Annotated in this window: 22 protein-coding genes and 1 tRNA gene; 18 read left to right on the forward strand and 5 right to left on the reverse strand. The window is 70.0% G+C overall.

The features are described 5' to 3' along the window. The first annotated feature begins 27 nt into the window (after positions 1–27). The 3 genes from MJ607_RS06085 to serA all read left to right on the forward strand — a co-directional run bounded on the left by MJ607_RS06085 (position 28) and on the right by serA (position 2684). Positions 28–564, forward strand: a complete 537-nt coding sequence (locus tag MJ607_RS06085) for a DNA polymerase III subunit gamma/tau (RefSeq protein ID WP_243074684.1) — start codon at positions 28–30, stop codon at positions 562–564. Further along, on the forward strand, positions 561–908 hold the full coding sequence (locus MJ607_RS06090; protein ID WP_243074685.1) for a bacitracin resistance protein: 348 nt from the start codon (positions 561–563) through the stop codon (positions 906–908). The genes MJ607_RS06085 and MJ607_RS06090 overlap by 4 nt, the downstream gene beginning before the upstream one ends. A gap of 171 nt (positions 909–1079) precedes the next feature. Beyond that, positions 1080–2684, forward strand: a complete 1605-nt coding sequence (serA, locus tag MJ607_RS06095; protein WP_243074686.1) for a phosphoglycerate dehydrogenase — start codon at positions 1080–1082, stop codon at positions 2682–2684. A 155-nt stretch (positions 2685–2839) separates the two neighbouring features. On the opposite strand, the gene MJ607_RS06100 is transcribed toward serA, so the two are convergent. Beyond that, positions 2840–3382 carry a TetR/AcrR family transcriptional regulator gene (locus MJ607_RS06100; protein ID WP_279234422.1) on the reverse strand — a complete coding sequence of 181 codons (543 nt, stop codon included), beginning with the start codon at positions 3380–3382 and terminating at the stop codon, positions 2840–2842. 79 nt (positions 3383–3461) lie between these two features. On the opposite strand from MJ607_RS06100, the gene MJ607_RS06105 reads away from it, so the two are divergent. The 5 genes from MJ607_RS06105 to MJ607_RS06125 all read left to right on the forward strand — a co-directional run bounded on the left by MJ607_RS06105 (position 3462) and on the right by MJ607_RS06125 (position 9446). Then, positions 3462–5009: an MFS transporter gene (locus tag MJ607_RS06105; protein WP_374238044.1), complete on the forward strand. Its 1548-nt coding sequence runs from the start codon at positions 3462–3464 to the stop codon at positions 5007–5009. A gap of 30 nt (positions 5010–5039) precedes the next feature. After that, positions 5040–6092: a 3-isopropylmalate dehydrogenase gene (locus tag MJ607_RS06110; RefSeq protein WP_243074688.1), complete on the forward strand. Its 1053-nt coding sequence runs from the start codon at positions 5040–5042 to the stop codon at positions 6090–6092. A 51-nt stretch (positions 6093–6143) separates the two neighbouring features. Continuing rightward, on the forward strand, positions 6144–7250 hold the full coding sequence (locus tag MJ607_RS06115) for a branched-chain amino acid aminotransferase (RefSeq protein WP_243074689.1): 1107 nt from the start codon (positions 6144–6146) through the stop codon (positions 7248–7250). A 164-nt stretch (positions 7251–7414) separates the two neighbouring features. After that, on the forward strand, positions 7415–8179 hold the full coding sequence (locus MJ607_RS06120) for a fumarylacetoacetate hydrolase family protein (protein ID WP_243075268.1): 765 nt from the start codon (positions 7415–7417) through the stop codon (positions 8177–8179). Between the two features lie 7 nt (positions 8180–8186). After that, on the forward strand, positions 8187–9446 hold the full coding sequence (locus MJ607_RS06125) for an MFS transporter (RefSeq protein ID WP_243074690.1): 1260 nt from the start codon (positions 8187–8189) through the stop codon (positions 9444–9446). A gap of 170 nt (positions 9447–9616) precedes the next feature. Here the strand turns inward: MJ607_RS06125 and MJ607_RS06130 are convergent, their stop codons facing one another. Then, positions 9617–10684 (reverse strand): aminotransferase class V-fold PLP-dependent enzyme, encoded by a 1068-nt coding sequence (locus MJ607_RS06130; RefSeq protein WP_243074691.1) that lies wholly within the window; start codon positions 10682–10684, stop codon positions 9617–9619. A gap of 83 nt (positions 10685–10767) precedes the next feature. Here MJ607_RS06130 and MJ607_RS06135 point away from each other — a divergent pair, with 83 nt between their 5' ends. From MJ607_RS06135 to MJ607_RS06160, 6 genes are all read left to right on the forward strand, one after another. Beyond that, entirely contained in the window at positions 10768–11727 is a 960-nt protein-coding gene (locus MJ607_RS06135) for a LysR family transcriptional regulator (RefSeq protein WP_243074692.1), read from the forward strand. A 10-nt stretch (positions 11728–11737) separates the two neighbouring features. Then, complete coding sequence (gene gltX, locus MJ607_RS06140) at positions 11738–13255, forward strand: glutamate--tRNA ligase (protein ID WP_243074693.1); 1518 nt, start codon at positions 11738–11740, stop codon at positions 13253–13255. Positions 13256–13324: 69 nt separating this feature from the next. Next, positions 13325–13399 (forward strand) — tRNA-Gln (locus MJ607_RS06145). A gap of 179 nt (positions 13400–13578) precedes the next feature. After that, a complete protein-coding gene (locus tag MJ607_RS06150) occupies positions 13579–14358 on the forward strand; it encodes a glucosamine-6-phosphate deaminase (protein WP_243074694.1) in 780 nt (259 codons plus the stop codon). A 43-nt stretch (positions 14359–14401) separates the two neighbouring features. Next, positions 14402–16330: an N-acetylglucosamine-specific PTS transporter subunit IIBC gene (nagE, locus tag MJ607_RS06155; RefSeq protein ID WP_243074695.1), complete on the forward strand. Its 1929-nt coding sequence runs from the start codon at positions 14402–14404 to the stop codon at positions 16328–16330. 2 nt (positions 16331–16332) lie between these two features. Beyond that, complete coding sequence (locus MJ607_RS06160; protein WP_243074696.1) at positions 16333–17052, forward strand: copper homeostasis protein CutC; 720 nt, start codon at positions 16333–16335, stop codon at positions 17050–17052. Between the two features lie 13 nt (positions 17053–17065). Here MJ607_RS06160 and MJ607_RS06165 read toward each other — a convergent pair whose 3' ends face one another. The 3 genes from MJ607_RS06165 to MJ607_RS06175 form a co-directional block, all read right to left on the reverse strand. Further along, the gene (locus tag MJ607_RS06165; protein ID WP_243074697.1) at positions 17066–17806 is read right to left on the reverse strand and encodes a phosphatase PAP2 family protein; all 741 of its coding nucleotides are present in this window, start codon (positions 17804–17806) and stop codon (positions 17066–17068) included. A gap of 46 nt (positions 17807–17852) precedes the next feature. Continuing rightward, on the reverse strand, positions 17853–18590 hold the full coding sequence (locus tag MJ607_RS06170) for a phosphatase PAP2 family protein (protein WP_243074698.1): 738 nt from the start codon (positions 18588–18590) through the stop codon (positions 17853–17855). Between the two features lie 186 nt (positions 18591–18776). Continuing rightward, complete coding sequence (locus MJ607_RS06175) at positions 18777–19694, reverse strand: aminoglycoside phosphotransferase family protein (RefSeq protein WP_243074699.1); 918 nt, start codon at positions 19692–19694, stop codon at positions 18777–18779. Positions 19695–19811: 117 nt separating this feature from the next. Here MJ607_RS06175 and MJ607_RS06180 point away from each other — a divergent pair, with 117 nt between their 5' ends. The 4 genes from MJ607_RS06180 to MJ607_RS06195 are packed head-to-tail and all read left to right on the forward strand — an operon-like array spanning position 19812 to position 23926. Further along, positions 19812–20597 carry a DeoR/GlpR family DNA-binding transcription regulator gene (locus tag MJ607_RS06180; RefSeq protein ID WP_243074700.1) on the forward strand — a complete coding sequence of 262 codons (786 nt, stop codon included), beginning with the start codon at positions 19812–19814 and terminating at the stop codon, positions 20595–20597. Beyond that, complete coding sequence (locus MJ607_RS06185; RefSeq protein ID WP_243074701.1) at positions 20594–21559, forward strand: 1-phosphofructokinase family hexose kinase; 966 nt, start codon at positions 20594–20596, stop codon at positions 21557–21559. Before MJ607_RS06180 ends, MJ607_RS06185 begins: the two co-directional genes overlap by 4 nt. Positions 21560–21569: 10 nt before the next feature. After that, the gene (locus MJ607_RS06190; RefSeq protein WP_243074702.1) at positions 21570–23621 is read left to right on the forward strand and encodes a fructose-specific PTS transporter subunit EIIC; all 2052 of its coding nucleotides are present in this window, start codon (positions 21570–21572) and stop codon (positions 23619–23621) included. A 35-nt stretch (positions 23622–23656) separates the two neighbouring features. Continuing rightward, entirely contained in the window at positions 23657–23926 is a 270-nt protein-coding gene (locus MJ607_RS06195) for an HPr family phosphocarrier protein (RefSeq protein WP_243074703.1), read from the forward strand. Positions 23927–23969 lie beyond the last annotated feature (43 nt).

Genomic DNA, 23969 nt, shown 5'->3' on the forward strand with positions numbered 1-23969 from the left:
CGTCGGGCGCGCGGCTACGCTGGGTGCGTGACACCAGGACGAGACGACGACGCCCTGAGCTGGGACGGCGACGACGACCCGACACTCGACATCGGCGCGACGGCCTCGGTCGCCGCCGACGAGACCGCGGGGACGGATGCCGCGGCCCCCGCGACGACGTCGGCGCTGCCCGAGGGCTACACGGCGGTCGGCAAGGGCAGCGAGGACGTGGGCCCCGCGTCGGAGCCCGAGACGCAGCCCGCGGCAGCAGAGTCCACGACCGAGCGGCAGGCGATGGGGAACGCGGCACTCGTGGGGATCGGCATCCTCGCGGGCGTGTACCTGCTGCTCTCGATCGGATGGCTGCTCGGAGCCGCACGGCTCCAGCTCGTCGCCCAGCTGTTCCTCGAGCCCGCCGCCTTCCAGGTGACTCTGTGGCTCGCGGTCCTCGCCCTTCCGCTGTGGTTCGTCACCGTGCTGTGGTTCACACGCGGCGGCCGGGCGTGGGTGCGCTTCGTGCTCCTGATCGCCGGCGCCGTGCTGCTGATCCCCTGGCCCTTCGTCCTGGCAGGAGCCGCGCTGTGACCGCCGCCGACGCATCCGTCCGCAGGCCCGCCCTTCCGGTGTGGCTCATCGTCACGATCGCGGGAGTGTTCGCGCTCCTCTACGCGTACGTCGTCTGGACGGCGCTCGGCTTCCTCATCCAGCAGGCGACCGGAGTCGAGGGACTCAGCGGCTACGGCTGGTTCGTCCTGGTGCTCCCGGTCGTCTTCCCGCTCGTCGTGTTCGGCGCCGCCTTCGCGATCGGCTGGCGCCGGCGGGCGGGTCAGTTCGCGATCGTCCTGCTCACGGGCCTCGCCCTCATCGCGGCGTTCTGGCTCAACATCTTCGCCTACGCGGCCTCGTCGAGCGCTCTCTACGGGAGCTGACCGAGACGGGTCAGGTGAACGCGTTACCCGCGCGCACGACAATCAGTCCGAACCGTCATACGGTCGGGGCGCGTGCGAGGGTCACGGTAGGCTGACACAGCCCGCCCCGACATGTGCGGCGCGGCATCCCACCGCCTCTGCCGTCGTGCACCGCTCCGAAGGTCTTTCGCCGTGTCCAAGCCTGTCGTCCTGATCGCCGAAGAACTCTCACCCGCCACGATCGACGCCCTCGGGCCCGACTTCGACGTCCGCAACGTCGACGGAACCGATCGTCCCGCCCTGCTGTCGGCCCTCGCCGACGCGCACGCCGTGCTGATCCGCTCGGCGACGCAGATCGACTCCGAGGCCCTCGCCGCCGCGCCGGCCCTGAAGGTCGTCGCGCGCGCCGGCGTCGGACTCGACAACGTCGACATCAAGGCGTCGACCGCCGCGGGCGTCATGGTCGTCAACGCGCCCACCTCCAACGTCATCTCGGCCGCCGAGCTCACGGTGGGTCACATCCTGAGCCTCGCGCGGCACATCCCGGCAGCGCACGCATCGCTCGCCGATGGCCTGTGGAAGCGCAGTTCCTTCACGGGTACCGAGCTCTTCGAGAAGACGGTCGGCATCTTCGGCCTCGGCCGCATCGGCGCACTCGTCGCCGAGCGACTGCGCGCCTTCGGCGTCCGCGTCGTGGGCTACGACCCCTACGTGACGCCCACGCGCGCCCAGCAGCTGCAGGTCGAGCTGCTGTCGTTCGACGAGGTGCTCGCGCAGAGCGACTTCGTCACGGTGCACATGCCCAAGACGCCCGAGACGACCGGCATGATCTCGACCGAGCAGTTCGCGATCATGAAGTCGTCGGCCTACGTCGTCAACGTCGCACGCGGCGGCCTCGTCGACGAGGAGGCGCTGTACACGGCGCTCACGACGGGCGAGATCGCGGGCGCCGGCCTCGACGTCTTCACGAGCGAGCCGCCCAAGCCCGACTCGTCGGCGGCGCGCCTCGTCTCGCTGCCCAACGTCATCGTGACGCCGCACCTCGGCGCGAGCACCGACGAGGCGCAGGAGAAGGCGGGCGTCTCGGTCGCGCGCTCCGTCAAGCTCGCCCTCGAGGGCGACCTCGTGCCCGACGCCGTCAACGTCGCGGGCGGCATCATCGACCCGTTCGTGCGCCCCGGCATCGCCCTGGTCGAGAAGCTCGGCCAGTTCTTCACCGGCCTGTCGCACTCGGCGCTCACGAGCCTCGACATCGAGGTGCGCGGCGAGCTCGCGGCCTACGACGTCAGCGTCTACCGCCTCGCGGCACTCAAGGGCATCTTCACGAACATCGTGAGCGAGAACGTCTCGTACGTGAACGCCCCGCTGTTCGCCGAGCAGCGCGGCATCGAGACGCGACTCATCGTCGAGGCCGAGAGCCCGCTCTACCGCAACATCACGATCCTGCGCGGCACGCTGTCCGACGGCACGGTCCTCACGGTCGCGGGCACGCTCGCCGGCACCCGGATGGTGCCCAAGGTCGTCGGCATCAACGACTACGAGATCGAGGTGCCGTTCGAGCGGTACCACGTCGTCATGCGCTACCAGGATCGCCCCGGCATCGTCGCGATCTACGGCAAGGAGCTCGGCGACGCCAACATCAACATCGCGGGTCTGCAGGTCGCGCACCCCGATGCGAGCGGACGCGCCCTCTCGGTCCTGACGGTCGACTCGCCCGTCTCCGACGAGATCCTCGACGAGATGCGCACTGCGGTCGGGGCCGACATGTTCCGGCAGATCGAGATCTCCGAAGGCTGAGCGTGACGTCGCCGGAGTCTCGCAGCATCGCGGTCGCGGGACCCCGGCGCTTCTGCTGAGCCGGGTCCAGGGTGGCCCGATCTTGCGGCCTGTCGCCGACGCGCGACCGCTCCGGCGATTCGCGCGAGCCTGCTCACAGGCTCAACCAGCGAGAATCAGCGGGCGGCGGACTCCACGAGCGCGACGAGACGGTCGAGCGCGGGTCCCTCGGGGACCGCGTCGGTGAGCACGCCGCCTTCGAGCGCGTTGTTGAAGTAGAGGCCGTCGCTCACGAGCATCACGAGGTCGAGGGCCGCGGCATCCCTCGTATGCGGACGCAAAGCGTCCTGCCAGCGGTGCCGCATGTCCCGCAGCGCTGCGACCGCCGCTGAGCTGCCGCCCTGCGCGAGGCGCGAGACGGCGATGATGACGCGATCGAGGGGATCGTCGTCCATGACGGACGTCCGGAGGAAGTAGCCGATCGCGCCCTCGGGGGCCGCTGCGATGCGCTCGAGGTCCTCGTCGACGAGGGCCGCGAGCCGCTCGAGGAGGCCGGCTTCGAGGGCGTCCTTCGACGCGAAATGGTACAGCAGCCCACCCTTCGACACGCCTGCCGCGCGGGCCGTGGCATCCATGGTCGCGGCGCGGCCGCCGCTCGAGATGAGTGTCGCCTCGAACGCGTCCAGCACCGATTCGCGGGCGCGGGGTGGACGGCTCATGCGTCGATCGTATCGGCCGTCCGTCCTCGCAGAGCGGAGGTGCTCCGTGTTACTATACCGGCTGGACGGTTTACTAATGATGACACTCACCCAAGAACTCCGCATCGCCGACGCCCAGGCCACGAAGGTCGGTTGGCGCGGCTGGGCCGCGCTCGTCGTGCTCATGCTCCCTGTGCTGCTCGTCTCGGTCGACAACACGGTGCTGAGCTTCGCGCTGCCGCAGATCGCGCTCGACCTCGAGCCCACGGGCACTCAGCAGCTCTGGATCATCGACGCGTACCCGCTCGTCCTCGCGAGCCTGCTCGTGACGATGGGCACGCTCGGCGACCGATTCGGACGTCGACGGATGCTGCTCATCGGCGCGACCGGATTCGCGGCGGTCTCGGCACTCGCGGCGTTCGCGCCCACCGCGACGCTCCTCATCGCCGCGCGCGCCGCGATGGGCGTCTTCGGGGCCATGCTGATGCCCTCGACGCTGTCGCTCCTGCGCAGCATCTTCACCGACCGCGACCAGCGCCGCCTCGCCATTGCGATCTGGGCGTCGATGTTCTCGGCGGGCTCCGCCCTCGGTCCCATCGTGGGCGGCCTGCTGCTCGAGCACTTCTCGTGGGGCTCGGTCTTCCTCATGGCCGTCCCGGTCCTCGTGCCGCTGCTCGTGCTCGCGCCGATCCTCGTGCCAGAGAGCCGCGATCCGAACCCGGGCCGCATCGACCCCGTGAGCATCGCGCTGTCGCTCGGAACGATGGTGCCGATCGTCTACGCGATCAAGGAGGTCGCCGTCCACGGGCTGAGCGCGACCGTCGCCGTCCTGGTCGCGGTGGGGCTCGCATTCGGCACCCTCTTCGTGCGCCGCCAGCTGCGCGCCGAGACGCCGATGCTCGACATGCGCCTCTTCCGCCGCCCGACCTTCACAGGTGCGCTGCTCGTCAACCTCCTGAGCGTCGTCGCGCTCGTGGGCTTCTTGTTCTTCGTCGCGCAGCACCTGCAGCTCATCGTGGGCCTGAGCCCGCTCGAGGCGGGCCTCGTGCTGGTCCCCGGGCTCGCCGCGATGATCGCCGCAGGGCTGCTCGTCGTGCCGATCTCCAAGCGGTTCTCGCCGCGCATCGTCGTGCCCGCCGCGCTGTCGCTCTCGCTCGGCGGATACCTCGTGGTCGCGGCGACGGCGGGGTCGGGCAGCATGCCCGCCATCATCGCGGCCTTCGTCGCTCTCGGCATCGGCATCGGCATGGCCGAGACCGTGTCGAACGAGCTCATCCTCTCCAGCGCCCCGCCCGAGAAGGCGGGAGCCGCGAGCGCCGTCTCCGAGACGGCGTACGAGCTCGGGGCAGTCCTCGGCACCGCCGTGCTCGGCGGGCTGCTGACGGCGCTCTACCGCGGCGGGCTCGTCCTGCCCGGCGGACTGCCTGCCGACGCCGCGGAGGCGGCCCGCGAGACCCTCGCAGGGGCGATGCACACCGCCGACTCGATCGGGGGCGCGCTGGGCGAGTCGGTCCGGGATGCCGCCGCCCACGCCTTCGACGCGGGCGTCACCGTGACGGCGCTCATCGGCGCCGCGCTCGTCGCGATCGCCGCGATCATCGCGGCCGCTACCCTGGGAAGGTCCCGCTCCGCGTCCGTGGACCATTGACGCCGGAGTGTTCCCCCAGCAAGGAGAGCAATGTCGCGCGTCGTGAAGCTTGCCGTCATCCCCGGTGACGGCATCGGTCCCGAGGTCATCGCCGAGGCGGAGAAGGTGCTGGATGCCGCGACCGCGGGCAGCGACATCCGGTTCGACAAGACCGCCTTCTCGCTCGGGGCCTCGCGGTTTCTCGAAACGGGCGACACGCTCACCGACGCCGACCTCGAGTCGATCAAGGGGCACGACGCGATCCTGCTCGGCGCCGTCGGGGGAGTGCCCGGCGACCCGCGGCTGAAGGACGCCAACATCGAGCGCGGTCTGCTGCTGAAGCTGCGCTTCGAACTCGACCACTACGTCAACCTTCGCCCGTCGAAGCTCTACCCGGGCGCCCCGGGCCCGCTCGCCGAGCCGGGAGACATCGACTTCGTCGTCGTGCGCGAGGGCACCGAGGGCCCGTACGTCGGCAACGGCGGCTCGATCCGGCGCGGAACCCCGCACGAAGTGGCCAACGAAACCTCCGTCAACACGGCCTTCGGCGTGGAGCGCGTCGTGCGCTACGCGTTCGACCTCGCGGAGCGTCGCTCGAAGCGCGTGACGCTCGTGCACAAGACGAACGTCCTCGTCCACGCCGGCGGCATCTGGAAGCGCGTCGTCGACGAGGTGGCGCTGGAGCATCCCGAGGTCGCCGTAGACTACATCCACGTCGACGCGGCAACGATCTACCTGGTCACGAACCCCGGCCGCTTCGACGTGATCGTCACCGACAACCTCTTCGGCGACATCCTGACCGACTTGGCCGGCGCCGTCACCGGTGGCATCGGCCTCGCCGCTTCGGGCAACATCAACCCCGACGGCGCGTTCCCCTCGATGTTCGAGCCCGTCCACGGTTCGGCGCCCGACATCGCGGGACAGCAGAAGGCCGATCCCACGGCCGCGATCCTGTCCATCGCTCTGCTGCTCGACCACCTCGGGCTGCGGCACGAAGCGCACCGCGTCACCCGCGCGGTCGAGGACGACATCGCAGAACGCGGCGCCTCCGCCCGCACCACCGCGCAGATCGGCGACGCCATCGCCGCGCGGCTCCAGGCGTAACCTGGAAGCCGCGCCGCCGTCGCCGCAGCAGACCCCCAGTCAGGACACGACATGACCCTCATCGACTCCGACCCCGACACCGGACTCGCTCCGCTCCAGTTCGCGGTCACCAAGAACCTCGCCGCCAAGAGCCCCGCCCAGCGCGAGGCGATCCTCGCGGATCCGGGCTTCGGCACGAACTTCACCGACCACATGGTCGACATCTGCTGGTCGATCGGCGGCGGGTGGCACCGCCCCCGCGTGCAGCCGTACGGCCCCATCACTCTCGACCCTGCGGCCGCCGTCCTGCACTACGGCCAGGAGATCTTCGAGGGCATCAAGGCCTACCGTCACGCCGACGGCTCGGTCCACACGTTCCGGCCCGACCAGAACGGCCGACGCCTGCAGCGCTCGGCACGTCGCCTGGCACTGCCGGAGCTGCCCGTCTCGTACTTCCTGCAGTCGCTGCGCGAGCTGATCGCGCTCGACGGCGCGTGGGTGCCCTCGGGCGAGGACCAGAGCCTGTACCTGCGGCCGTTCATGTTCGCCAAGGAGGCCTTCCTCGGCGTGCGCCCCGCGAACAAGGTCGCGTACTACCTGATCGCGTCGCCCGCCGGCGCCTACTTCAAGGGCGGCGCCAGGCCCGTCTCGATCTGGCTCAGCGAGGACTACGCGCGCGCAGGCAAGGGCGGCACGGGGGCTGCGAAGACGGGCGGCAACTACGCGTCGAGCCTGCTGCCGCAGGCTGAGGCCTACGAGAACGAATGCGACCAGGTCGTCTTCCTCGACCAGGACCGCAACGTGGAAGAGCTCGGCGGCATGAACGTCGTGTTCGTCTTCAAGGACGGCACGCTCGTCACGCCGCAGTCGGACTCGATCCTCGAGGGCATCACGCGTGACTCGATCCTGCAGCTCGCGATCGACCGCGGCCACAAGGTCGAGGGCCGCAGCATCTCGCTGGACGAATGGCGTCGGGGCGTGGCATCCGGAGACATCGTCGAGGTGTTCGCGTGCGGCACGGCCGCCGTCGTGACGCCGATCGGCGTGCTCAAGGGCAAGGACTTCTTCGACGAGCAGCCCACGGGCACGCTCGCGCTCGAGCTGCGCGAGGAGCTCACCGACATCCAGTACGGCCGCCGCGAAGACAAGCACGGCTGGCTCGTGCGCCTCGACGGCTGAGCGCACTCGACGACTGAGCAGAGGGGGACGGATGCCGCGGCATCCGTCCCCCTTCTGCTTCTCCCGCCCGTCCCGCTGCCGCTCGCCAGACTTCACTTCTGTCATCGCCGGCCGCCCGTCGGATGACATTGGTGAAGTCCCGCGACGCGTGGGAGGGTGAACAGGTGAAGATCGCGCGGTTCAGCCACCAGGACGCCATCCGCTTCGGGATCCTCGACGAGGGCGACTTCGTCGTCCTCGCGGGCGACCCGATGTTCGCCGGATTCGAGACGACGGGGGAGCGCGTTCCCCTCGCGGACGCATCGCTGCTGGCACCCGTCATTCCGCGCTCCAAGGTCGTGTGCGTCGGGCGCAACTACCGCGAGCACGCCGCCGAGCTCGGCAACGAGGTGCCCGCCGAGCCGATGCTCTTCTTCAAGCCGAACACGTCGGTCATCGGGCCGGGCGACTCCATCGTGCGTCCCGTGCAGTCGTCGTTCACGAGCTTCGAGGGCGAGCTCGCCGCCGTCATCGGGCGCATCGCCAAGAACGTCCCCGCCGAGTCGGCGCTCGACTACGTGTTCGGCTACACGATCGCGAACGACGTCACGGCCCGCGACCTGCAGAAGACCGACGGCCAATGGGCCCGGGCCAAGGGCTTCGACACCTTCTGCCCGCTCGGTCCGATCATCGAGACGGAGTTCTCGTTCGACGGCGCGACGATCACGACGCGGCTCAACGGCGAGGTCAAGCAGAACGGGCCCATCAGCGACATGATCCACTCGGTCGCCGACATCATCGCCTACGCGTCAGCCGCCTTCACGCTGCTGCCGGGCGACGTCATCCTGACGGGCACCCCCGCGGGCGTCGGCCCGTTCGTCGACGGCGACGTCATCGAGGTCGAGATCCCGGGTCTCGGCATCCTGCGCAATCCCGCGCGCGCCGCGTAGGGGCCCGATGATCACGAACCGGACGGATGCCGCTTCCCTGACCCCCGACGACGTCAGAACCGTCCAGCGCCGCACGGTATGGGTGCTTTCGATCGGGCAGGTCCTCGGCGGGCTCGCGTTCGGCGCGACGCTCTCGCTGGGTGCCGTGCTCGCCGCCGAACTGTCAGGCGATGAGGCTTTCTCGGGACTCGCTGCGGCCTCCGTGACACTGGGCACAGCCGTGCTCGCCGTGCCGCTCGCCGCCTTCGCGCGGCGGGCGGGCCGACGCCTCTCGCTCGCGGCGGGCATGGCGATCGCGCTCGTCGGCGTCGCGGGCGTCGTCACGGCGGTCGGCTCCGACTCGTTCCCGCTGCTGCTCGCGGCGTTCCTCCTGATCGGCGGCGGCCAGGCCGCGAACCTGCAGTCCCGCTTCGCCGCGGTCGATCTCGCGACCGACACCTCGCGCGGCCGGGATCTCTCGATCGTCGTGTGGGCGACGACGATCGGCGCCGTCCTCGGACCCAACCTGACCGGACCCGGCGAAATGCTCGGCGACGCCGTCGGGATGCCGCCTCTCACGGGTCCGTACCTCTTCACCATCGTGGGACAGTCGCTCGGCATCCTGCTGTATCTCTTCACACTCCGGCCAGACCCTCTGCTGACGGCCCAGCGGGTGGTCGCGGCGGGCCAGGGCACACAGGCCGCCGCGGCGATCGTCAAGCCCGACCGGCCGAGGATCGCGCGCTATGCGATCTTCGCGGTCGCCGCCGCGCACGGCGTCATGGTGTCGGTCATGGCGATGACCCCTGTCCACCTGCTGCACCACGGGGCCGACCTCACGATCATCGGCGTCACGATCAGCCTCCACGTGCTCGGGATGTACGCGCTCTCGCCGGTCTTCGGCATCCTCTCCGATCGGATCGGCCGCGTGCAGACGATCCTCCTGGGCCAAGGCCTCCTCGTCGCGGCACTCCTCACTGCCTCATTCGGGCAGGACTCGACGGCCGCCGTCACGGTTGGGCTCATGCTGCTCGGCCTGGGCTGGAGCGCCTCGACCGTCGCAGGCTCCGCCCTCCTCACCGAGGCTTCGTCCGAGCAGATGCGCACGAAGCGGCAGGGCATCAGCGACTTCACGATGAGCATCGTCGGCGCCGGCGGGGCGATCCGCGCGGGCGTCGTCCTGGGCGGCATCGGCTACGGCGGGCTCGCGCTCGTCGTCGGCATCGCCGTGATCGCGGTCGCGGCGCTCTCGCCGCTCGCGCGCGCCACGGCGCCCTCCCGCGGCTGACGTACCGGCGTCAACCGCGCGGCGATCTCACCGATAGGCTCGCGAGAATCTGACGTCAACTCACGATGGGGCATCCGTTACGCCGATCGACCTCGGCCGCGCCCTTCCCGAAGGACGAGAGCCCGCGATTCATCGCAGGTCCCTAGCGCCCGCGCGCGACTGATCCGTCGTCAGCGGGCGAGTGCCCGCGCTGCGAGGTCGACGTCTTCGGCGTCGTTGAAGACGTGGAAGGCGACCCGTGCGCGACCCGACCGCCCCGACGCCGTCAGCCCCGCGAGGCTCAACCGGGCGAGATCGCACCCTTCGGGGTCGTCCCACGTGACGATCGCGCTCGGACGCAGCGGCGCCGGCAGCCCCATCCGCGCGCGGAAGTCGGCGGCGAGCTGCGTCGTGTGGGCGAACACCTCCGCGAGGTCGAGCGACGCGAAGAGCTCGAGCGCGGGCTCGGCGCCGACGAAGGCCTGCCACGCGGGCGACACGTCGAAGCGTCGCGCATCCTGCGCGAGAGTGAAATCGCCGCCGTAGCACGAGAGCCACGGATCCTCTCCGGCGTACCAGGCGGCACTCCGCGGCGCGATCTGCGACTGCAGGTCGGTTCCCACGGCGAGGAACGCGACTCCGCGCGGAGCGCACAGCCACTTGTAGGCGTGGCAGACGAGGGCGTCGAATCCGGATGCCGCGACGGGCAGCCAGCCGACAGCCTGCGTCGCGTCGCAGAACGTACGAGCGCCGTGCCTGCGTGCGGCCGCGGCGATGGCGTCGGCGTCCGCCACCTCGCCCGTCGCGGATTGCACGAGGGAGAAGGCGACGAGCGCCGTCTTCGGCGTGATCGCGTCGGCGAGCGCGTGCAGGGGTGCCGTGCGCACCTGGATGCCTCGCCCCGCCTGTACGAACGGCATGACAATCGATGAGAAGTCACCCTCGGGCACGAGCACCTCGCCGTCGTCGGGCACGGCCGTCGCGATGAGTGCCGCGCACGCCGAGACCTGCGAGGCGATTGCGACGCGGTCGGCGCCCACGCCCACGAGCTGCGCGAACAGAGCCCGCGAGCGTTCGACCGACGCACTGTACGCGGCGACGTCGACACGGCCGCGAGCCGCCGCCTCGACATCGGCGATGACGGCGTCGCGCGTCGCGCGAGGCGGGAGGCCCGCCGCGCAGGCCGCGAGGTAGCCCCGGCCGCCGTCGAACGCGTCGTGGGCGGAGAACAGGCGCGCGGGGAGGGTCGCGGTGGGCATGGATCCAGCGTGAGGCCCGTGACATCCATTCGTCTACGGCAGGTATTGCATGCGATACATGCTCACGGCTTATGCTTTCAGGGATGGCGGCAGACGAGCTCGATGAACCGGAACTCGACGTGCAGTCCCTCCGGGTCGTCAAGGCGATCGCCGACGGCGGCTCGATCACGGCGGCCGCCGAGGCGCTCGGCTACAGCCAGCCCGCCGTGAGCCAGCAGCTCAAGCGGCTCGAGACGCGGCTCGGACTCGCGCTCGTCGAGCGCGTCGGTCGCGGGGTCCGGCTCACCGAGGCGGGCCGCGTGCTCGCGCGTCACGCGCCCTCCGTCACGACGGCGCTGGATGCCGCGGCGGGCGAGCTCGCCGAGCTGCGGGGGCTGCGGGCAGGACGGGTGCGGCTCGTCGGCTTCCCTTCGGCGTCTCCGACCGTCCTGCCGCGGCTGCTCGCCGACCTCGCGCAGAGGCATCCCGGCATCGCCGTCACCTACGTCGAGGGCGAGCCGCCCGAGGCGGTGCTCGCGGTGCGCGAGGACCGCGCCGACATCGCGCTGACGTTCAGCTATCCGGGCGACCGCGAGGATCCGCACGGCTCGAGCGCGCACGGACTCTCGGTTCGGGAGATCGGCTCGGACGATCTGCTCGCCGTCCTGCCGCGGGGGCACGCGGCCGCCGAGAGCGACGTGCTCGATGTCGGGCAGCTCGCGGACGAGAACTGGATCGCCGGCTGCCCGCGGTGCCGCGGTCATCTGCTCGAGCTGTGCGGGCGTGCCGGATTCGAGCCGCGCATCGCGTTCGAGACCGACAACTTCGTCGCGGTCGAGGGTCTCGTCGCTCAGGGGATCGGCGTCGCGACGCTCCCGCGCATGGCCGTCGAGTCGTTCCCGCAGCTCCCCGGAGTCGTGACGCGGCCGCTGCCGGCGGGGGAGCGCAGGACGCTCCATGTCGTGACGGCGCATCGAGCCGAGCGCGTGCCGCCCGTGCGGGCGACGCTCGCCGCCCTCACGCGGGTGCTCGCGCCCACGGAGGGCGCGGCATCCCGCCGGTAGACTCGTGCGGATGTCTTCTGCACCCGATCCCCGCACCACGACCGCGACCGGCGCCGACGTGCGCGTGCGGTTCTGCCCGTCGCCGACCGGCCTGCCGCATGTCGGCATGATCCGCACGGCCCTCTACAACTGGGCCTACGCGCGCCACACAGGCGGCAAGATGATCTTCCGCGTCGAAGACACGGACGCCGCACGCGACAGCGAAGAGAGCTACCGCCAGCTCGTCGACGCGCTCACGTGGCTCGAGATCGACTGGGACGAGGGCGTGGAGAAGGGCGGGCCGCACGCGCCGTACCGCCAGTCGCAGCGCCTCGACATCTACGCCGGCGTGCTCGAGAAGCTCATCGCCTCGGGCGCGGTGTACGAGTCGTACTCGACGGCGGAAGAGATCGACGCGCGCAACGAGGCGGCCGGTCGCGCGAAGCAGCTCGGGTACGACAACTTCGACCGCCACCTGACCGACGAGCAGAAGGCCGCCTTCCGCGCCGAGGGGCGCGAACCCGCGTGGCGCATCCGCGTCCCCGACGAGGACGTCACCTACGTCGACCTCATCCGCGGCGAAGTGACCTTCCCCGCGGGGTCGTTCCCGGACTTCGTCGTCGTGCGCGCCGGCGGCCAGCCGCTGTACACGTTCACGAATCCCGTCGACGACGCGCTCATGGGGATCACGCACGTAATCCGCGGCGAAGACCTCATGCCCTCGACGGCGCGCCAGCTCGCGCTCTACGCGGCGCTCATCGACGCGGGCGTGACGCCCTTCGTCCCGCGCTTCGGCCACATGCCGCTCGTGCTGGGCGAAACGGGCACCAAGAAGCTCTCGAAGCGCGACCCGCAGGCCGACCTGTTCCTGCACCGCGAGCGCGGGTTCATCCACGAGGGCCTGCTGAACTACCTCGCGCTGCTCGGCTGGTCGATCGGTCCCGACCGCGACGTCTTCTCGCTCGACGAGTTCACGGCGGCCTTCGACATCGTCGACGTCAACCCGAACCCGGCGCGCTTCGATCAGAAGAAGGCCGAGTCGATCAACGGCGACCACATCCGGATGCTGCAGCCCGCCGACTTCGCCGCGCGCATCGTGCCGTACCTCGCTTCGGCCGGTCTCGTCGCGGTGCCGCCGACGGCGGAGCAGCAGGCGATCATCGACGCCGCCGCCCCGCTCGTTCAGGAGCGCGTCCAGATCCTCGGCGACGTGCCGGGACTGCTCGGCTTCCTCTTCGTCGACGAGGTCGATTACGCCGACGATGCCCTCGCCTCGCTGCCCGCCAACGCCGACGAGGTGCTCGTGGCGTCGGTGGGTGCCCTCGAGCTCCTTCCCGAGTCGGAGTTCACCACGGCGGCCGTCCAGGAGGCTCTCGCGGGCGCTCTCATCGAGGGCCTGGGACTCAAGCCGCGCGTCGCCTACGGACCGCTGCGCGTCGCGCTGAGCGGCCGCCGCATCTCGCCGCCGCTGTTCGAATCGATGGAACTGCTCGGCAAGGCGGCGACGGTTCGACGACTCGCGAGACTGGTCGAGACGCGCCCGGCGTGACGTCTCGGTTTGGCAGAGGGCGGGTCATCGTCTAAACTTGATCTTCGGCACGACCTCGGTCGAACGCCTTGGGGTATGGTGTAATTGGCAACACGGAGGTTTCTGGTACCTTTGTTCTTGGTTCGAGTCCAGGTACCCCAGCCAATCGAAAAACCCCCGCTCAGCGGGGGTTTTTCGTTTCCCCCGTGAGCACTCGCCGCTCCCGCGCCGCCGTGCGAGACGCACGCTCATCCGTCGCTCTGCGCACACTCTGGTGCGCGAAGCGAGGAACCCCTATCGTGGGGCGCGATCGCGGCGCCGATGCCGCAGAGTCGAGGTGCTCGATGGCGGAAGTCGTGGTCGTGGATTCCAAGGCGGCGGCCGGCGCGCTGATCGCCGACGAGATCGCGGGGCTCATCCGACGTCAGCCGGACGTCGTGCTCGGACTCGCGACGGGTTCGACACCCACCCCCGTCTACGAGGCGCTGCCCTCGCGACTGGAAGGGGTGGACGTCTCGAGAGTGCGCGGATTCGCGCTGGACGAATACGTCGGCCTCGACCCGCGGCATCCCGAGACCTACCGCAATGTGATCACGCGCGAGGTGGTGGACCCGCTCGGACTCAACCCGGAGCTGATCCACACCCCGAACGGCGATCCCGCCGGGATAGAGCACGCAGGCGACGACTACGAAGCCGCGATCCGCGCCGCGGGCGGCGTCGAGCTGCAGATCCTCGGCATCGGCACCGGCGGGCACATCGGATTCAACGAGCCCGGCTCCTCCTTCGCTTCTCAGACCCGCGTCAAGACGCTGACGGCCCAGACCCGGAGCGACAACGCCCGCTTCTTCGATTCGATCGACGACGTTCCGATGCACTGCATCACGCAGGGGCTCGGCACGATCCTGCGTGCTCGGCACCTGGTGCTGCTCGCATTCGGCGAGGGGAAGGCCGACGCCGTCGCCGGCGCTGTGGAGGGCCCCATCACGTCGTCTCTTCCCGGTTCAGCGATCCAGCTGCATCCGCACGCGACCGTCGTCGTCGACGAGGCCGCGGCGTCGCGGCTGGAGCACCTCGACTACTACCGATACGCCTACGACAACAAGCCGGACTGGCAGGGGCTGTAGAGCCCACTCATCGACAACGCCACTTTTCAACGAGGAGAAGAGCATGAAGTTCCTACAACGGCTCGGCAGGTCGATCATGCTTCCGGTCGCGGTTCTGCCGGTCGCAGCGATTCTGGCCGGCATCGGCTACTGGATCGAGACCGCCAGCGGCGACAAGAACGTGGTGTCGATCTTCCTCAATGCCGCGGGCGGCGCGCTCCTGAACAACATGGCGCTGCTCTTCGCGATCGGCATCTCGATCGGCATGGCGAAGAAGAGCGATGGCACCTCGGCTCTCGCCGGCCTCGTCTCCTGGCTCGTCGTTACGACGCTGCTCAAGCCCGAGACGGTGCTCCTGTTCACAGGCGTCGAGAACGTCAACGAGGTTGACCCCGCCTTCCTCAAGGTCCAGAACGTGTTCATCGGCATCATCTGCGGCCTCATCGGCGCGTACTGCTACGACCACTTCAAAGACACCAAGCTGCCCGACGCACTGTCCTTCTTCTCGGGCAAGCGGTCCGTAGCGATCGTCACGGCCGGGTTCTCGCTCGTGCTCGCCGTCGTGCTGTTCTTCGTCTGGCCGTTCGTCTACACCGGACTCGTCCTCTTCGGCGAGTGGATCGTGACCCTCGGACCGTTCGGAACCGGCATCTACGGCTTCCTCAACCGGATGCTGATCCCGGTCGGCCTGCACCATGCGCTGAACTCCGTGTTCTGGTTCGACGTCGCGGGCATCAACGACCTCAACAACTTCCTCAACGCGACGGGCACCTACGGCGTCACGGGCCAGTACATGACGGGATTCTTCCCCGTCATGATGTTCGGTCTGCCCGGCGCCGCTCTTGCGATGTACCTGACCGCGAAGACGACGCGCAAGAAGCTCGCGTACGGCATCCTCCTGGGCGGTGCGATCTCGTCCTTCTTCGTCGGAGTGACCGAGCCGCTCGAGTTCGCGTTCATGTTCCTCGCGCCCGTGCTCTACCTCGTGCACGCGGTGTTCACGGGCATCTCGATGGCGATCAGCCAGATACTCCCCGTGCGCATGGGCTTCGGTTTCTCTGGAGGATTCATCGACCTCGTCCTCGGCTGGGTCAACCCGATGGCGCAGAATCCGTGGCTCATCCCCGTCATGGGCGTCTTCTGGTTCTTCATCTACTTCGGGGTCTTCTACTTCTTCATCAAGCGCTTCAACCTCAAGACGCCGGGCCGCGAGGACGACGACATCCTGGGAGAGGGAACCGAGTTCGACACCCACTCGAAGGACGATGCCTACAACCTCACCGCCGTGCGGTTCATCGATGCGCTCGGCGGCAAGGAGAACATCACCGAGCTCGACAACTGCGCGACGCGGCTGCGCATGGAGATCGCGGATGTCTCGCAGGTCGACGACGTCGCACTCAAGCGCGCAGGCGCCGCAGGCACGATGAAGGCAGGCGGCCACTCGGTGCAGGTGGTCTACGGCCTGAACGTGCAGTTCGTGAAGGATGCGATGGAGCGCGTCATGTCCGGCGAGGTCGTGCTGCCCACCGCGGAGCCGGACCCCGGACGACCGGCCGCAGAGACCGCCACGGGAACCAAGACCCGGACGACGATCACGCTCCGCCAGCCGGTCGCGGGGACGGTGGTGCCGCTATCGGCCGTTCCGGACCCGACGTTCGCGGAGGAGATCATGGGACCGGGTGTCGCGATCGAACCGTCCGGGAGCACCGTCGTGGCGCCCGCCGACGGCACCGTGGGTGCGACTTTCGAAACGAGCCATGCCGTCGCGCTCGAACTCGACGACGGGACCGAGCTGCTCATCCACGTCGGGATCGACACGGTCCAGATGAAAGGCGACGGGTTCCGGACGCTGGTCGAGAAGGGAGCCCGCGTGACAGCGGGCACCCCGCTGCTCGAGTTCGATCTCCGCAAGATCGCGGCGGCGGGACATCCCGCCATCACGCCCGTGATCGTGCTCAACAACGAGGATGCGCGGATCGAATTCTCGGAGTGACGGTGGGCGCGCACGCGGTCGAGATCGCGGTTCAGGATGCCGCGGGCGCGCGTGTCGCCCTCGACGCCGGGGCCGACCGGCTCGAACTGTGCCAGTCGCTCGAGACAGGGGGTCTCACTCCGTCGCTGGGCACCCTCGAGTCGGTGCTCGCCGCGGTCGACGCGCTGCGTGTGAACGTCCTCGTGCGTCCTCGTGCGGGTGGCTTCGTCTATTCGACGGAGGAGACGGCGGTCGTCGAGGCCGACATCCGGGCGTGCGTCCAGCGCGGGGCCGGGGGCGTCGTGGTCGGCGCCCTGACCGCAGACGGCCTGCTCGATCGCGATGCGATGCGCCGCTGGAGGGATGCCGCAGGCGGGGCGACGATCGTGTTCCATCGTGCGATCGACGCGAGCGCCGACCCTCGGGCGGTGTTCGATGCCCTCATCGAGGAGGGAGCAGATCGCGTCCTCACGTCGGGGGGCGCCGCGCGCAGCATCGACGGCATCCCGCTCCTCTCGCGGTTCGCCGCGGCATCGGCCGGCCGGATCGAGCTGATGGCGGGCGGGGGTGTCAGCGCGGGAGATATCCGCGCGCTCTTCGCCGCCGGAGTGGATGCCGTGCACCTCTCTGCGCGTGCACGCTCAGGCGCTGATGCTCCGTCCGGGCCGGGCGGCGGCGCGAGCGGGCACGACGTGACGAGCGCAGCACTCGTTGCCGAGGCGGTGCGAGCGGCCACGAGCTGAATGGCGCGGCGGCTCACTCAGCCTCGTCGACGGCTTCCGTCGAGGACGGATGCGTGCGCGGGACCTCCATCCAGATCGGCGCATGAGGGCGACGTCCCTCTCGATAGAGGCGGAACGCGAACGGCGCCCACACGATGACGGCGACGGCGACGCCGATGAGCATCCCTCCGATCGTGTCGGAGATCCAGTGCGCGCCGAGATACGTGCGGCTGAGCATCATGAGGAGGGTGTAGATCGACCCCGCGATCCACACCCACCGGCGCGCGAAGATGATGCCGAGCGTCGTCGCGATGAGGGCCGCATTCGCGCTGTGCCCCGAGGGGAACGAGCCGAAATCGGGCGTCACCAGGATGTCGAGGGGACGCGGTCGGCCGATCACGTTCTTGATCACCCACACGACGGCGACGCTTCCGATGGCGGAGCATGCGTAGTACAGGGCGGCCCACGGGCGTCGCCAGACGAGGAGGCCTCCGATGATGACCAACGGCACGATCACGATGGAGCTGATCCCGCCGCCGATCCAGTTGAAGACGAGCGCCGGGATGGTGAAGATCGGTGCACGGGCCTCGACGAGCTCGCTCATCCACTCGACCTCGAAGCCGAAGGGCTTGTTGGACTCGCGGTAGAAGATGATCGCGCCCAGCAGCGCGACGAGGATGAGTGCGCTCGCCGCCGAGACCACCCACCACAGGCGGGCGATCCGCACCGGTGCAGGAGCGCCTGAAGGAATGGCCTCCGTCAACTTCTTCTCCATCCCGTGATCGTGGATTCAGTGCGAGAGCCGAGCTCGCTCGCGGGCGTCACCCGCTCGGCGACCCCACGCGCACGGTTCGCCAGGTGTCGACGGCGATCACCGCCCCGAGCATCACGAGCGACAGCGACAGCGAGGCGAGCACATCGGTGGGCCAGTGGTAGCCCAGATACACCCGGCACGAGGCCGTCAGAACGACGAGGATGACGGCGACGACGAGCGCCACGATGGTCGAGACCGGATTTCGTCGACGGGAGAAGACCAGGAACGTCGTGATGAGCAGGAAGTCGGCCGCCCCCATCACATGACCGGACGGGAAGGATGGCGTGTGGTCGACGTCGAGAAGCATGTCCGAGATCGGGGGACGCTCACGACCCACGATCGGAGCGAGGATCTGCACACTCGCAACCCCGAGGATCATCGCGGTCGCGAGCAGGAGCGGCCGCCAGGCGTGCTTGGCTGCGAAACCCCACCACACCGTCGCCACGAGCACGATCACCGGCATCGCTATCGGCCCGAACACGGCCGCCACGGTCGCCATGACGGCCGTCATCGGCGGCGAACGCATCCCTTCGAGCCAACCCTGCACGGGCCGGTCGATGACCGACAATCCATCGCTCTCACGCACGGAATCGAGGATCCAGAGGAACGAGACGAGCCCGACCACGACGAGCACGATGGCGATGATGAAGAGGTTTCGGCGAGCGGAGGCCGACACGAAGCGCAGTTCCACGATGAACTTCTCGTGGAACGCGCGCAGCCCTCCATGCGTGTCTGCTGTCGTCATCCTCGGCCCGTCCCTGCTCACGGTTTGGAGCCTCTACGCTACTTCGCCGTCATCAGGGGCGGACCGGCTTGACATTTCACCCATAAGGCGCAGTTCGTCGAACGCTGTCGCCGCTCGTGGCGGCGGATGCGACAGCTCTGAGGGCTGCGCCGATCTCGCCGCGGCGTGGCCGGGCGCAGACACCCTTCAGCGCCGCATGACCTGTTCGAGGGCGTCTCGCCCGAGCGCCGCATAGTCCGGATCGTCATCGCTGCGCGCGAGCAGCAGGACGGCGAACGCGGCCGCCCAGGCCGCGGCGCGCGTCCATGTCGCGTCGTCGTAGCGCCCGCGCGTCGCCGCACGGAATTGCGTGCGCCCGTACGCGTCGAAGGCGAGCCAGGCGACGGCGAGGTCGTAGGCGGGATCGCCCGCCGTCACGTCGCCGAAGTCGATGATCGCGGCGAGCGCCCCGTCGCGGATCACGAGGTTTCCGGGATGCAGGTCGCCGTGGATCCATACGGGCGGCCGCGCCCATGCAGGCGCCTCGAGACCGGCGCGCCACGCCGCGGCGGCCGGGTCGAGCAGCGCCCTCGGAAGGCGGCCGGCTTCGCGCAGCATCTCGAACCGCTCGTCGACGGCGAGCGCGCGTTCGATGAGGGGGACACCTCGGACAGGATTCACGGGATGCCCCTGAGGTGCCGTTTCGTGCAGGGCGCTCACGGCGTGTGCGAGCGACTCCGCCCATGACGAGCGCGCCGCGCGATCGGTGTCTAGTGCTCGGACCCCCTCGAGCCAGGGCACGACCGACCAGTGCCACGGGAAGCACTCGGCGGGTCGGCCGGCGAACACGGGAGCGGGCACGCGCACGCCCGTCGTGACCAGCCGCTCCGCGATCGCCGGCAGCGCCGCCTGCTCGTGGAGGATCAGGGGAGCAGCGAGCGCCCGGCGGGGGAGCCGCACCGCGAGCCGCGAGCCCAGCCGCCACAGCTCGTTGTCCCAGCCCTCGGCCGCCTTCGCGAGCGGCTGGGACGCGGCATTCGGGATCGCCTCGACAGCCTGCGAGTCGATCAGCTCCCGCACCGTCTCGGCGGTGATCGCCACCTCCGCGGCGGGCTTGTCCGGCATTCCGCGAGGGTACCGACATCGCGGTGGTCTCACCCGGCTTCTGTGCGATTCTGCTTTTCTGTTGTTTTATCTGTGTACCTGTTGTAACCTGTGAACACCTTGACGGTGAGGACTCTCATGTACGCAACGGAGCGGCACGCTCACATCACGCGCCACCTGACGGATCGCGGACGCGTCTCCGTCGTCGGGCTCGCGGACGACCTCGGCGTCACGACCGAGACGATCCGCCGTGACCTCGACCTCCTCGAGCAGCAGGGCGCGCTGCGCCGCGTGCACGGGGGAGCGGTGCCGCTGCGCACGGGCGGAGTCGCCGAGCCGTCGATCGCCGAGCGCATGAGCGTCAACGCCGAGGCCAAGCGCGCTATCGCGCTCCGCGCGCTCGAGGTCATCACCGACGGCTACCGCGGCGCGATCGTCTTCGACGCAGGCTCGTCCGTCGGTGCCGTTGCAGCGGGACTCGGCGAGCGCGTCGCCGCGACCGGCGCGCGCCTCGACGTCGTGACGCACGCCGTCCCCGTCGCCCACACGCTCTCGCTGCTCTCGGACGTCGGCCTCACCGTGTTGGGCGGGCAGGTGCGCGGACTCACGGCCGCAGCCGTCGGCCCCGCGACGCTTGCGGCACTCGAGTCGCTGCGCCCCGATCTGGCCTTCATCGGCGTCAACGGCATCTCCGCCGACTTCGGGCTCAGCACACCCGACCCCGCTGAGGCCGCCGTGAAGGCCGCCATCGTCCGCTCCGCACGCCGCACGGTCGTCGTGGCCGATGCGGCGAAGTTCGGCGTCGAGTCGTTCGTGCGGTTCGCGCACCTCTCCAACGTCGACATCCTCGTGACGGATGCCGCTCCCGATGCCGATCTCGCCGTGGCCCTGGCCGCGGCCGACGTGGAGGTGTGGATCGCATGATCGTCACGCTGACCGCCAATCCGTCCCTCGACCGCACCATCACGCTCGCCGAGACGCTGCGCCCCGGCGAGGTCCAGGCCGCGACGTCGGCGCGGGAGGATGCCGGCGGCAAGGGCATCAACGTCGCGCGCGTCGTGGCGGCCGCCGGCGTGATCTCGCTCGCCGTCCTTCCCCTGTCCGAAGGCGACCCCTTCGACGCGGCGCTGCGGGCCTCGACGGTCCGTGCCGAGCGGGTGCCGATCCACGGCTTCGTCCGCGCGAACGTCACGATCACCGACCCCGACGGCGTCACGACGAAGCTCAATCTTCCCGGTGCACGGCTCGACGACGACGACACCGCCGCCGTGATCCGCGCTGTCGTCGACGCGTGCGAGGGCGCCCGCTGGCTGGTTCTCGCGGGCTCGCTGCCCCCTGGCGCGTCCGACCGCTTCTACGTCGAGGTCATCGACGCCGTCCGCACCCGCTGGGGCGCCGAGGCACCCCGCATCGCCGTCGACACGTCGGGGCCCGCGCTCGCGGCCGTCGTCGCGGACGGTCGTCCCGACCTCATCAAGCCCAACGACGAAGAGCTCGCCGAGCTCGCCGGCGTCGGGCTCGAGTACGGCGTCGACCTCGCCGCCGCCGTGCTTCCCGTCGCGCGGCAGCTCGTGCCGTCGCGTGTCGGCGCGGCCCTCGTGACCCTCGGGTCGCAAGGCGCCGTCCTCGTCGAGGCCGACACGGCCTGGGCGGGCACGCCGCCGCGCATCCGCGTCGCGAGCACCGTCGGTGCGGGTGACAGCTCGCTCGCGGGCTACCTCCTCGCCGACCTCGACGGCGCGGACGCCGAAGAGCGCCTCCGCCGTTCGATCCGCTACGGCGCCGCCGCGGCATCCCTCCCCGGCACGCAAGCCCCCTCGCCTGCCGACCTTCCGGACGGCGACGTCCCCATCCGAATCCTCACCTCAAACGCATCACCGACCTGAGGAGGTCACCGTGTCCCAAACCATCACGCCCGAGCTCGTGAGTCTCGACGTCGGCCTCGGCGCCGACAAATCCGCCGTCATCCGGGCTCTCGCCGCCCGCGTCGTCGCGCAGGGTCGCGCGACCGACGCCGAAGCGCTCTACGCCGACGCGTGGGCGCGCGAGGAGAAGGACGAGACCGGCCTTCCCGGCGGCATCGCGATCCCGCACGCCAAGAGCGCCGCCGTGACCGAGCCGTCGCTCGCCTTCGCGCGTCTCGCGCCGGGCGTCGACTTCGGCGCCGACGACGGCCCCGCCGACCTCGTCTTCCTCATCGCGGCACCCGACACCGCCGCAGAGGCGCACCTGGCGGTGCTCTCCAAGCTCGCACGCAGCCTCATGCAGGACGACTTCACCGCGGGCCTGCGCGCGGCACGGACCCCCGAGGACGTCGTCGCGATCGTGCGCGCCGCGATCGGAGAAGGGGATGCCGCGACACCGGCCGCCCCCGCAGCCGCTGCCGCGGCACCGTCCGCCGCCGCGGGGGCCGTGGCATCCGGTCTCCTGGTCGACGGGCGCCCCGCGCGCATCGTCGCCGTGACCTCCTGCGCGACGGGCATCGCGCACACCTTCATGGCTGCCGATGCGCTCACGGCCGCGGGCAAGAAGAGCGGCATCGACCTCACGGTCGAGCCGCAGGGCTCGAGCGGGTACCAGGCGCTCCCGCAGCACATCATCGACGACGCCGACGCCGTCATCTTCGCGACGGACGTCGACGTGCGCGAGCTGCAGCGCTTCTCGGGCAAGCCCGTCGTCCGCTCCGGCGTCAAGCGCGGCATCGAGAAGCCGAACGAGCTCATCGCCGAGGCCGTCGCGGCCGCGAACGACCCGAGCGCCGCCCGCGTCGCGGCATCCGCCACAGCATCGACATCGACCGCGGCGGCGGCGAACGTCGGCTGGGGCGTGCGCATCCAGCGCATCCTGCTGACGGGCGTGAGCTACATGATCCCGTTCGTCGCGGGCGGTGGTCTGCTCATCGCCCTCGGCTTCCTGCTGGGCGGGTACGAGGTCGGCGACGACGCGAAGACCGTCATCGTCAACAACGCGCTGTGGGATCTCCCGCCGGGCGGCCTCGGTCAGTACCTGGGCTCGGTCGCGTTCATCATCGGCGTCACGTCGATGGGCTTCCTGGTCTCCGCACTCGCGGGCTACATCGCCTTCGCGATCGCGGACCGCCCCGGCATCGCGCCGGGCTTCGTCGCGGGCGCCGTCGCGGTGCTCATGAACGCGGGCTTCATCGGCGGCATCGTCGGCGGTCTGCTCGCGGGCGTCACCGCCTGGTGGATCGCGAGCTGGACCGTGCCCCGCTGGCTGCGCGGGCTCATGCCCGTCGTGATCATCCCGCTCCTGGCGTCCATCGTGGCGTCGGGCCTCATGATCCTCTTCCTCGGGCGCCCCATCTCGACGCTCATGGTGTGGCTCAACGACTGGCTCACGGCTCTTGCGGGAACTGCCGGGATCGTCGTCGTCGGCATCATCCTCGGACTCATGATGTGCTTCGACCTCGGTGGGCCGGTCAACAAGGTCGCCTACGCCTTCGCCGTCGCCGGTCTCGCGTCGGGATCGGCCGAGAACCCGACGCCGTACCTGATCATGGCCGCCGTCATGGCATCCGGCATGGTCCCGCCGCTCGCCATGGCGCTCGCCTCGACGGTGCTCGCCCGCAACCTCTTCCCGCCGGTCGAACGCGAGAACGGAAAAGCCGCGTGGCTGCTGGGCGCGGCGTTCATCAGCGAGGGCGCCATCCCGTTCGCCGCGGCCGACCCTCTCAGGGTCATCCCGGCATCCCTCGTCGGCGGCGCCGTCACGGGCGGGCTCAGCATGGCCCTCGGCGTGCAGTCGCTCGCTCCCCACGGCGGCATCTTCGTGTTCTTCGCGATCAACCCGATCTGGGGTTTCCTCGTGGCGCTCGCGGCCGGTACCGTCGTGACTGCGTTCCTCGTCGTGGCACTCAAGCGCTTCTGGGGACGCAAAGAGCTCGAAGCGGCCGAGGCCCCGTTCGAACCGGCCGTGGCCGCCGCCTGATCCCGTAGTCCGTCGAACGAACCAAGGAGCACTCCATGGCAGAACGCCAAGCCACCATCGCCAGCAGCTCGGGCCTCCACGCCCGCCCCGCGAAGCTGTTCGTGCAGGCCGTCAAGGAGCAGAACGTCCCCGTCACGATCGCGGTCGAGGGCGGAGCCGACCTCAACGCCGGCAGCATCCTGTCCATCATGGGACTGGGCGCCTCGCAGGGCACCGTCGTGACGCTCAAGGCGGAGGGCGACGGCGCCGACGAGGCGCTCGACGCGCTGGTCGCGTTCCTCGAGACGGATCACGACGCCGCGTAGCAGATGACGGATGCCGCGGCCCGGGTGAACCGGTCCGCGGCAT

Origin of the sequence: Microbacterium sp. SS28 (assembly GCF_022761035.1) — a bacterium.
Classification (GTDB): domain Bacteria; phylum Actinomycetota; class Actinomycetes; order Actinomycetales; family Microbacteriaceae; genus Microbacterium.

Bases quoted from the DNA above. Each gene is read 5' to 3' on its own strand.
- MJ607_RS06115 (WP_243074689.1), top strand. From the start codon at position 6,144: ATGACCCTCATCGACTCCGACCCCGACACCGGACTCGCTCCGCTCCAG.
- MJ607_RS06105 (WP_374238044.1), top strand. From the start codon at position 3,462: ATGACACTCACCCAAGAACTCCGCATCGCCGACGCCCAGGCCACGAAG.
- MJ607_RS06170 (WP_243074698.1), bottom strand. From the start codon at position 18,590: ATGACGACAGCAGACACGCATGGAGGGCTGCGCGCGTTCCACGAGAAG.
- MJ607_RS06195 (WP_243074703.1), top strand. From the start codon at position 23,657: ATGGCAGAACGCCAAGCCACCATCGCCAGCAGCTCGGGCCTCCACGCC.
- gltX (WP_243074693.1), top strand. From the start codon at position 11,738: ATGTCTTCTGCACCCGATCCCCGCACCACGACCGCGACCGGCGCCGAC.
- MJ607_RS06180 (WP_243074700.1), top strand. From the start codon at position 19,812: ATGTACGCAACGGAGCGGCACGCTCACATCACGCGCCACCTGACGGAT.
- MJ607_RS06185 (WP_243074701.1), top strand. From the start codon at position 20,594: ATGATCGTCACGCTGACCGCCAATCCGTCCCTCGACCGCACCATCACG.
- MJ607_RS06125 (WP_243074690.1), top strand. From the start codon at position 8,187: ATGATCACGAACCGGACGGATGCCGCTTCCCTGACCCCCGACGACGTC.
- MJ607_RS06110 (WP_243074688.1), top strand. From the start codon at position 5,040: ATGTCGCGCGTCGTGAAGCTTGCCGTCATCCCCGGTGACGGCATCGGT.
- MJ607_RS06150 (WP_243074694.1), top strand. From the start codon at position 13,579: ATGGCGGAAGTCGTGGTCGTGGATTCCAAGGCGGCGGCCGGCGCGCTG.
- MJ607_RS06175 (WP_243074699.1), bottom strand. From the start codon at position 19,694: ATGCCGGACAAGCCCGCCGCGGAGGTGGCGATCACCGCCGAGACGGTG.
- MJ607_RS06165 (WP_243074697.1), bottom strand. From the start codon at position 17,806: ATGGAGAAGAAGTTGACGGAGGCCATTCCTTCAGGCGCTCCTGCACCG.
- MJ607_RS06135 (WP_243074692.1), top strand. From the start codon at position 10,768: ATGGCGGCAGACGAGCTCGATGAACCGGAACTCGACGTGCAGTCCCTC.
- MJ607_RS06100 (WP_279234422.1), bottom strand. From the start codon at position 3,382: ATGAGCCGTCCACCCCGCGCCCGCGAATCGGTGCTGGACGCGTTCGAG.
- MJ607_RS06130 (WP_243074691.1), bottom strand. From the start codon at position 10,684: ATGCCCACCGCGACCCTCCCCGCGCGCCTGTTCTCCGCCCACGACGCG.
- nagE (WP_243074695.1), top strand. From the start codon at position 14,402: ATGAAGTTCCTACAACGGCTCGGCAGGTCGATCATGCTTCCGGTCGCG.